Below are 9,428 nucleotides of genomic sequence, written 5' to 3' on the forward strand. Positions count from 1 at the left end.
CGGTCCAGCCGCTCTGGTTCATGGCGATGGGCTGGTTGACCGGCACCGCGTTGGCGGTTTTCGGCGTGGCGGCCTGGGTCAGTGCCGCCAAGCGATTGGCAAAGTCATCGACGCGAGTATCGCTGGAGGCGGCGGTCAGGTCCTTGAGGCCTTCGCTGATCAAGCCACTGAACGCCTTGTCGCCACCCTGGCTGCCGGCACCGGTGCTGTCCTGGTCGGCTTGCACGGTGAGCATACTGGCCATGCCGGCTGCGAAAGTCTGGGCCGAAGTCGGTTCGCCATCAGGTGAAGCCGCCGGAGCGGCCTTGGGCTGCGCCTGGCTGGAAGCCGACACATGACCGCCCTGCTCCATCGCCAACCGCAAGGCTGGCAGCGCGTCGAGGGGGTCAGCTTGCGGATCGAACTCAGGATCAGTCACAGGCGCCGGGGCGTTGGCCACCACCGTCGGAACAACAGCAGCCGCCACCGCAGCAGTGACTTGAGCATCGGTCGCGCTCACCACGGGGGCGGGCTGGACCTCGGCAGCGGCCACCGGAACGACCGGCAACAGAGCAGGATCAAGCGTTGGGTCGACAGGCGCGGCGTCCGCTACGGGCGTCTCGGCCGCGTCGGTATCGTCATCCTGGGCAGTCTTGTCGTCGGCAGCGGCCGGCTTGTCGGCGGGCAAGGGTTTGCCGCTATCGGCAACCACCGGCTCCGGAGCGGCAGCCGTATCGCTGTCGGCATCCTTCTTGACGGAGGTGTCCGGGGTCTTGTCGCGCCCCGGCTTTACCGATGGTTCAGGGACCGTCGGTGATTTGACGGGGGCTTGCTTGGCGAAGACCTGAGCGAAGCTGGAGGCTTTATCTCCGGCTTCCGGGCCCGCTGCCAGGGGATTGACGGCGGCCTGCGGCTTGGCCGGGGCAGTGGCCTGCAGGAGTGTATTGGGCGTAACAGGCATAAAATGGTCTCCGCTGCACTGGAATCATAGATGCAGTCGAGACAGGACAATGCAAAGGACGGGCCAACGCGCCGGACGACATCGCTTCAGCAGTGAAAGCCTTCACGCTCTTCCCGGCAAAGCGTGCGGACGAAGGCAAACTCGCTGTCGATTTCATTGACCAGTTTTTCGATACCACCCAGCGACGGCTGTTTGGCGCGTTGCTCCAGCTCACCACACAGCTCAGCCAGGCGCAGGGCACCCATGTTGCTGCTGCTGCCCTTGAAGCTGTGGGCCGTGGCGCTCAGCTTTTCGGCGTCCCTGGCTTCATGCAGCACACGCAGGCGTGCCTCGGAATCCTCGAGGAAAGTATCCAGCAATTCCGGATACCCCTCCTCCATGACTTCCCTCAACGTGCTGAGCACGTCGCGATCGAGATGAATTTCACTCACTTGCTCGCTCCCTGATCAAGAATGGCTCCGATTATGCCAGAGCCTCCCAGAAAAACTCCACGCGCGCACTACGACCATCGTCGGACCAGGAGGCCCGTTGGCATAGCTGACGCACCAGGCTCACTCCACGCCCTGATAATCGGTCGCGATCCACCGGTCGCGCCATTACCTTGGCAACATCGAAGCCCTTGCCGCTGTCCTCGACTTCTATGACCAGACAGCCACCGTCACCATGAGGGGTGACGTGCAAATGCACGCGCACATGGCCATCGCTCAACGCGTCCAGGCGCTCGTTGCGCTCACGGTAGTAACGGGCAAAACCCGTCGCATCGCGCTTGAGGCTGGAGTCCAACCCCAACACCCCATGTTCGAGGGCGTTGGAATACAGCTCCGACAGCACGCTGTAAAGGGCGCCACTGTGTGCCCTGAGCCCATGAACCTCCAGCAGCAATTGCAAAAGATAGGGCATCGGGTTGAACCGCTTGAGCGTCTGCGCCCTGAATTCAAAGCTCACCGACCAGTCCAGCGGACTGGATTGGCCGCTATCGGAATAGACCGGAGGCGGCGGATTGAGTTGCGTCGGCGCGACGAGGCGCACCTCGATCATGCTGAAGTCGTCACGGGCCTCGCCGCGAAAATCCTGCAGGGCTTGCTGGATATCCTCGAACAGGCGGTCGGGCTCACGGTTGGCCGAAAAGACCTGCTGCAACCGCTCGACGCCAAACGGCTGGTCGTCGCGGTCACTGGTCTCGATCACGCCATCAGACAGCAGGAACACCCGATCGCCCACCGACATCGGGTGGACTTCGGTGCGGTCGTCAAACAACTGAGGCGTCAGCACACCCAGCGGCAAATGGCGCGCCGGTAACGGTGTGCGTACGCCAGTGAGGCTGTCGTGCAGATAACCGTCGGGCATGCCACCGTTCCAGATCTCCACGGTGCAACGCTGGAAACTCAGGCACAACAGCGTCGCGCAACAGAACATGTCCACCGGCAGGATGCGCTTGAGCTTGGCATTCATCTCCCGAAGAATCTGCGCCAGGCCGTAGCCCTTGGCGGTCATCCCGTAGAACACCTCCGCCAGCGGCATCGCCCCCACCGCCGCCGGCAATCCGTGGCCGGTGAAGTCGCCAAGCAGGATATGCATGTCGCCCGCCGGGTTGAACGCGGCCAACAGCAGATCGCCATTGAACAAGGCGTAGGGCGATTGCAGGTAACGGATGTTCGGCGCGCTCAGGCAACCGGAGTGGGCAATCTTGTCGAATACCGCCTTGGCGACCCGCTGCTCATTGAGCAGGTAGTCGTGGTGCCGGGCGATCTGGTCGCGCTGCTCTACCACCGTGGCCTGCAGCCGACGCAAACGGTCCATCGCCTTGATCTTGGCGGCCAGGATCACTTGGTTATAGGGTTTTGCCAGGAAGTCGTCACCGCCAGCTTCCAGGCAGCGAGCCAGCCCTTCGCTTTCGGTCAACGAGGTAAGGAAGATGATCGGGACCAGTTGATCCCCGGCCAACTGCTTGATCTTCTGCGCCGCTTCAAAGCCATCCATGACCGGCATCATTGCATCCATCAACACAAGGTGCGGACGCTGTTGCAGATAGACCTCGACCGCCTCGGCACCGTCAGCCGCGGTGAGCACGTGATGGCCCTGGCGACGGACAATGGTCGACAACAGCAGTCGATCAGCGGCACTGTCTTCGGCAATCAGGATCGTCAGCGGCTCCGGCGACGATTGCATGGCGATCAACTGATGTCGAACAGCTTGTCGAAATTGGAGATCGCGAGGATTTTCTTGACGTCGCTGCTGCTGTTGACGACGCGGATATCCGATTCGTCGCCACCGGCATGATCACGCAACAGCAGGAGCATGCCCAAGGCAGAACTGTCGAGATAAGTGGCTTCTTTCAGATCCACAACGATGGACTCGGGTTTCGTGTTGAGCTTTTCATAAGACTCACGAAACTCCTGGTGCCGGCCAAAATCGAAGCGGCCCTTGATCGAGATCGTCAGCTTTTGCCCATCCGGGGATACTTCGGTAATGACAGACATATTCACTTCCTTGTCATGGACATACGTGTACAAGGTTTAGCACTTGGTAGAGGTATGAGCAAGGTTTCAAATCACCCACCCGACAAAACTCTACCGCCGTTATCAATATGGATCCTGGCGCGGCAAGCGCTGGGACAATTCATCCAGCAGTTTCTGCTCACGCTTGTCCTCCAACTGCCGCGCCTCGTCGATGTAGCGCTGTACAAGTTTGCGCAACCCTTCGACGCGGGCGAACGCCTCTTGCCAGCTCTGGCGGGCCTTCTCCAGGTTGTTCTGGTGCCAGACCAGGCTCTGGCGCTGCTGGTCGATGGCCGTGCCCAACTGCGCGAGGAATCCCTGGTAGCCCAGTAGCCACTGCCCGGAAACGCCATGGCTGCCTCGGGCGATCCACTGCTCCTGGTATTCGAGGCGAAAATTCTCCAGGTCCGCCAGCTTGCTTTCGGCAACGGCCACTTGCCCCTGGAAATATGCCAGTCGCTGGACAGCGGTTTTCTCAGCCTTTTCCGCCATGTCCACCACTGGCGCCAGGCGCGCCGCACGACTCGTGGCCATGACCGGTTACGTGCCGGAAACAGGGGCGAAAATGGTTTGCAGGTGCGCTTCGCTGGCGCCCATGCCGATGCTGTCGTTCAGCGCCTGGCGCAGATACACCGCCATGGACGGATACAGGTTGATCGCCGTGTCGGTTTCACGATCCCCGCCAGGCACATACGCTCCGACGCTGATCAGGTCACGACTTTGCTGGTAACGGGACCAATACTGCTTGAATTGTTGGGCGCGCTTCATGTGCTCGGCGCTAATGACCGACGGCATGACCCGGCTGATCGACGCTTCGATGTCGATGGCAGGGTAATGCCCCTCCTCGGCCAGGCGTCGGGACAACACGATGTGGCCGTCGAGCACGCCTCGGGCCGAGTCGGCGATCGGGTCTTGTTGGTCGTCACCCTCGGACAGCACGGTGTAGAAAGCGGTGATGGAGCCGCCGCCCTTCTCCGCGTTACCGGCACGCTCCACCAGCTTCGGCAGCTTGGCGAACACTGAAGGCGGATAACCCTTGGTCGCCGGAGGCTCGCCGATGGCCAGGGCGATTTCCCGCTGGGCCTGGGCGAAGCGGGTCAGCGAGTCCATCAGCAACAGGACGTTCTTGCCCTTGTCGCGGAAATATTCGGCGATGCGCGTGCAATACATCGCAGCGCGCAGGCGCATCAGCGGCGCATCGTCCGCCGGCGAAGCGACGACAACGGAGCGCTTGAGCCCTTCCTCGCCGAGGATGTGCTCGATAAATTCCTTCACCTCGCGGCCCCGCTCGCCGATCAGCCCCACCACGATGATGTCGGCCTCGGTAAAGCGAGTCATCATGCCCAGCAGCACACTCTTGCCCACGCCGGTACCGGCGAACAGGCCCAGGCGCTGGCCGCGGCCGACGGTCAACAAGCCGTTGATGCAACGAATGCCCACATCCAGCGGCACGCTGATGGGGTCGCGCTTGAGCGGGTTGATCGTCGGGCCGTCCATCGGCACCCAATCCTCGGCCTTCATGCCGCCCTTGCCGTCCAGCGCCCGACCAGCGCCGTCCAGCACGCGACCGAGCATACTCATGCCCATGGGCAGGCGGCCGGTATCGGCCAACGGCACCACACGGGCACCCGGGGCAATGCCGGCGACACTGCCGACCGGCATCAGGAATACCTTGCTACCGGAAAAACCCATGACCTCGGCTTCCACCTGCACCGGGTGATAGCTGTCGTCATTGATCACCAGGCAGCGACTGCCCATTGCCGCACGCAATCCTTCGGCTTCGAGGGTCAGGCCGACCATGCGCAACAGGCGACCTTCCAGGATCGGTTGGCCGGCCAGTTCGGTGGCCTCGGCGTAGCTGCCCAGGCGCTTGCCGAAGCTGGTTCGCTCAAGGCGCATCGTGGCCTACCACTTCAGGTGTGATCGGTTCGCCGCTGTCGGGATCGACAATGACGGCCGGCTTGGGTTCGTCCGGCAACTCCAGGCTCAAGTCGGCGGGGGCCGGGTGCAAAGCCTGTTCGTGCAGTTGGTCGAACAGCTTGGCCATGATCTGGCTGATGCGGGTCTCGACGGTAGCGTCGATGCGGCTGTGCTCGGTTTCCACGCGGCAACCGCCCGGCAACAAGGTTTCATCCTCGACGATGCGCCAGGTTTCCTCGTGGCGCTCGCGCAAAGCCTTGACCAGTTCGAAGTCCTGGGGGTTGATGTACAGCCGCACGTTGCCCACGCCCAGCGGCAACAGCTTGAGGGCTTCGCGCATGACGTGTTCGATCTGGCTCGAATCGATGGCCAGCTCGCGCTGGATCACTTGCCGGGCGATGTGCTGCACCAGCCCGACCAATGACTTTTCGATCTGCGTGTCCTGCTCGGCAATGGGCTCGAACAGGTTGAGCATCAGCGATTCCAATGCGCGCAGCTTGGCCGTCAGCGCCACGTCGGCTTCCTGACGGACCTTGATCGTGGTGCTGTGGAAACCTTCTTTTTCGCCAATGGCGAAGCCTTCGTTGTAGGCCTCCTGGCGAATGCTTTCGACCTCTTCGAGGGTCAGCGGCTGGACTTCCTCCAGCGGCACCTCTTCCATCTCCGGCAGTTCTTCCACCGGTTCCGGCTCGGGCTCGGGCACATGAGGGTCGAAGCTGGGCAGCGACCAGACGTCGAAACCACCGACGTCACGGGCGCGGATCAGGTCGCTGGGTGAACCATCACTCTTGGCAGACATAACGACCTTAGATCATCTCTTCGCCGCCCTTGCCACCGAGCACGATTTCTCCGGCTTCGGCCATACGGCGGGCGATGGTGAGGATTTCCTTCTGTGCAGTTTCCACGTCGCTGACACGCACCGGGCCCTTGGCCTCGAGGTCGTCGCGCAACAGTTCGGCCGCCCGTTTGGACATGTTCTTGAAGATCTTTTCCTTGACGCCTTCGTCCGAACCCTTGAGGGCCAGGACCAGCACGTCGGAGGACACTTCGCGCAACAGTGCCTGGATGCCACGATCGTCGACATCGGCCAGGTTGTTGAACACGAACATGAGGTCTTCGATCTGACCGGACAGGTCTTCGTCGACTTCGCGGATCGAGTCCATCAATTGACCTTCGATCGAACTGTCGAGGAAGTTCATGATGTCCGCCGCGCGCTTGATACCACCCAAGGTGGTGCGCGAAGCATTGGAGTTGCCCGAGAACTGCTTCTCGAGGATCTGGTTCAATTCCTTCAGCGCCGCCGGCTGCACGGTGTTCAGCGACGACACGCGCAGGATGATATCGAGGCGCACCTTATGGTCGAAGTTGCCCAGCACTTCGCCTGCCTGGTCCGGGTCGAGGTACGCCACCACGATCGCCTGGATCTGGGGGTGCTCGTAACGGATCACGTCAGCAACGGCGCGTGGCTCCATCCACTTCAGGCTGTCCAGGCCGCTGGTGTTGCCACCCAGCAGGATCCGGTCGATCAGGCCGTTGGCCTTGTCCTCGCCCAGGGCCTGGGTGAGCATCTTGCGCACATAGTCGTCGGAACCGACGCCCAGGCTGGTCTGGTCGCCGACGATGTCGACGAACTCGCTCATGACCTGCTCGACCTGCTCGCGGTGCACGTTGCCCATCTGGGCCATGGCCACGCCGACGCGCTGGACCTCCTTGGGCCCCATGTGACGCAGCACTTGGGCGGCGTCGGTCGACCCCAGGGACAGCAGCAAGATCGCGGCTTTGTCGACCCGGGACAATTTGGCAACAGCGGCTCGATTATCACTCATCTGCGTTAATCCACTCTTTCACGACCTGGGCCACACGACCCGGATCTTCTGCCACCAGACTCTTGATGGCGTTCAACTGAGCGTCATAGCCTTCGCTCGGGCTTGGCAGCAGGATGCTCTGCGGCCCGCCGAGGCTGACGCGATCGTTGGCCAATTCGCCATCCAGGCCGCCCATGCCTCCCAGCTCTACATCACCCAAGCCAGCCAACTGCTTGTTCTTGCCGCCACCGGTGATGTTGTTGAGCACCGGACGCAACACACCGAACACCAGTATCAGGATGAACAGCACACCCAATACTTGCTTGACCACATCCCAGAACCAGGGTTGCGAATAAAACGGAATGTCGGCGATTTCTTCACCGCGCTCCAGGGAGAACGGCACGTTGATCACGCTGACGCTGTCGCCACGGCTGGCGTCGAAACCGACGGCGTCCTGCACCAGGCGTGTGAAGCGCGCCAATTCGTCGGCGCTCCACGGCGCACGGCTGGTTTCGCCGTTGGCCGGGTTGATCTTGACCTGATCGTCCACCACCACGGCGACCGACAAGCGATTCAAACGGCCCTGCTGCTGCTTGGTGTGGCTGATGGAACGGTCGAGCTCGAAGTTCTTGGTGGATTGTTGACGCTTGTCGGCCGGGTACGGCGCCAGCATCGGCTGGCCGGTGGCCGGGTCCATGATCTGTTGGCCGTTGGCATCGATCAGCGGTTGGCCTGGCTGCACCATGCCCGCGGCGGCGGTGGCGCCACCGGTGGTTTGCGGCGCGCTGGCCGGCGATGGCGGCTGGTTGCTCAGGGCACCCGGCACGCCTTGCGGGCCATTGCTGGCAGTGCGCTGTTCGTTCACCGACTGCTCGCTGCGCAACGCCGGCTGATCCGGGTTGAACTGCTCGGAGGTCGATTCGACCGCGCTGAAATCCACATCCGCCGACACTTCCGCCTTGTAGCGGCCATTGCCCAGGACCGGTTGCAGGATGTTATGCACACGCTGGGTCAGCATGCCTTCCATGCGGCGGCTGTAGTCGAATTGCTTGCCGGCCATGGTCAGTTCGGAATTTTCCGCCTGGTCGGAGAGCAGGGTGCCCTTCTGGTCGACCACGGTGATCTGCGACTTGCTCAGCTCGGGAACGCTGGTCGCCACCAGATTGATAATGGCCAGGACCTGGCCTGGCTCCAGGGAGCGGCCGGAATACAGTTCAACCAGGACCGACGCACTCGGCTTGCGCTCATCGCGCACGAAGACCGAGCTTTTCGGGATCGCCAGGTGCACACGGGCACCCTTGACGTTGTTGAGGCTGGAGATGGTGCGCGCCAGTTCGCCTTCCAGGCCGCGACGATAACGCGTCGCTTCCATGAACTGGCTGGTGCCCAGGCCCTGGTCCTTGTCGAGAATCTCGAAACCGATGTTGCCATCGGTGGGTGTCACGCCCGCGGCAGCGAGCTTGAGACGCGCGCGCGCCACGTCGTCGGCCTTGACCAGCAAGGCGCCAGAGTTGGGTTCGACGGTGTAGGGAATGTCGGCAGAAGCCAGGGTTTCCATGACTTGCTTGGCATCCATGCCTTCCAGGCTACCGTACAACGGACGGTAGTCTGGCTGCTGGGACCACAACACGACGGCGAAACCAATCGCCACGCTGGCAGCCAGGCCGACCAACAGGCCAACCTGACGCAGCATGGTCATCTCGGAGAGGTTTTCCAGGAAAGACAGACCGAACAACGGCGGTTTGCCGTCTACCGGAGTGGCCTTGGCTGGAACGTTATCAACGGCTGCTTCTGCCATGACTCAATAGTTTCCTTAGACCGGCATCTGCATGATGTCTTGGTAGGCTTGAACCAGTTTGTTGCGTACCTGGGTCAACGCCTGAAACGAGACACTGGCTTTCTGCGAAGAGATCATTACGTCCGTCAGGTCGACGCCACTTTTGCCAATTTCAAAAGCACTGGCCAACTGGTTCGAAGCCTGCTGGGTATCGTTCACTTTATTGACGGCCTGACCGAGCATGTCGGAAAAGCTGCTGCCACCCACCTGGGGGACCGCGACCGATTTCGGCTGGGCCATGGCGTCCATTTGCATGGAGCGCATGTCCAACATCAATCGATTAAATTCAATACCTTGGCTCATGGTCTATTCTCTCTGGCGGCCCGCGTTTTTTTGACACTTACTCAGCGGGTACGTAGGTATTAGCAACAAGGGTGCCAGCTCGATGGCCGGCAGAAACAATTGCGCACACCGCTCCACTGTGGGAA

General features: G+C 61.7%; 10 protein-coding genes. All 10 read right to left on the bottom strand.

What is annotated here, in order from left to right:
* A partial coding sequence (locus OC610_RS14530) for a flagellar hook-length control protein FliK (RefSeq protein WP_264428608.1) occupies positions 1-940 on the bottom strand: 940 nt, incomplete at its 3' end.
* Positions 941-1,026: 86 nt separating this feature from the next.
* Positions 1,027-1,371 (bottom strand): Hpt domain-containing protein, encoded by a 345-nt coding sequence (locus tag OC610_RS14535; protein WP_264428610.1) that lies wholly within the window; start codon positions 1,369-1,371, stop codon positions 1,027-1,029.
* A 31-nt stretch (positions 1,372-1,402) separates the two neighbouring features.
* A complete protein-coding gene (locus OC610_RS14540; protein WP_264428612.1) occupies positions 1,403-3,109 on the bottom strand; it encodes an ATP-binding SpoIIE family protein phosphatase in 1,707 nt (568 codons plus the stop codon).
* Between the two features lie 5 nt (positions 3,110-3,114).
* A complete protein-coding gene (locus OC610_RS14545; RefSeq protein ID WP_030141081.1) occupies positions 3,115-3,420 on the bottom strand; it encodes an STAS domain-containing protein in 306 nt (101 codons plus the stop codon).
* Positions 3,421-3,522: 102 nt separating this feature from the next.
* The gene (gene fliJ / locus OC610_RS14550; RefSeq protein WP_003184033.1) at positions 3,523-3,972 is read right to left on the bottom strand and encodes a flagellar export protein FliJ; all 450 of its coding nucleotides are present in this window, start codon (positions 3,970-3,972) and stop codon (positions 3,523-3,525) included.
* Between the two features lie 6 nt (positions 3,973-3,978).
* Positions 3,979-5,337, bottom strand: a complete 1,359-nt coding sequence (gene fliI / locus OC610_RS14555) for a flagellar protein export ATPase FliI (protein WP_181287425.1) — start codon at positions 5,335-5,337, stop codon at positions 3,979-3,981.
* Complete coding sequence (gene fliH, locus OC610_RS14560) at positions 5,327-6,157, bottom strand: flagellar assembly protein FliH (protein WP_264428615.1); 831 nt, start codon at positions 6,155-6,157, stop codon at positions 5,327-5,329. Before fliH ends, fliI begins: the two co-directional genes overlap by 11 nt.
* 7 nt (positions 6,158-6,164) lie before the next feature.
* Complete coding sequence (fliG, locus tag OC610_RS14565; protein ID WP_007958288.1) at positions 6,165-7,184, bottom strand: flagellar motor switch protein FliG; 1,020 nt, start codon at positions 7,182-7,184, stop codon at positions 6,165-6,167.
* A complete protein-coding gene (gene fliF, locus OC610_RS14570; protein WP_181287427.1) occupies positions 7,177-8,961 on the bottom strand; it encodes a flagellar basal-body MS-ring/collar protein FliF in 1,785 nt (594 codons plus the stop codon). Before fliF ends, fliG begins: the two co-directional genes overlap by 8 nt.
* A gap of 15 nt (positions 8,962-8,976) precedes the next feature.
* On the bottom strand, positions 8,977-9,303 hold the full coding sequence (fliE, locus tag OC610_RS14575; RefSeq protein WP_003184044.1) for a flagellar hook-basal body complex protein FliE: 327 nt from the start codon (positions 9,301-9,303) through the stop codon (positions 8,977-8,979).
* Between the last annotated feature and the right edge of the window lie 125 nt (positions 9,304-9,428).

This window comes from Pseudomonas agronomica (genome assembly GCF_025917275.1).
GTDB lineage: Bacteria > Pseudomonadota > Gammaproteobacteria > Pseudomonadales > Pseudomonadaceae > Aquipseudomonas > Aquipseudomonas agronomica.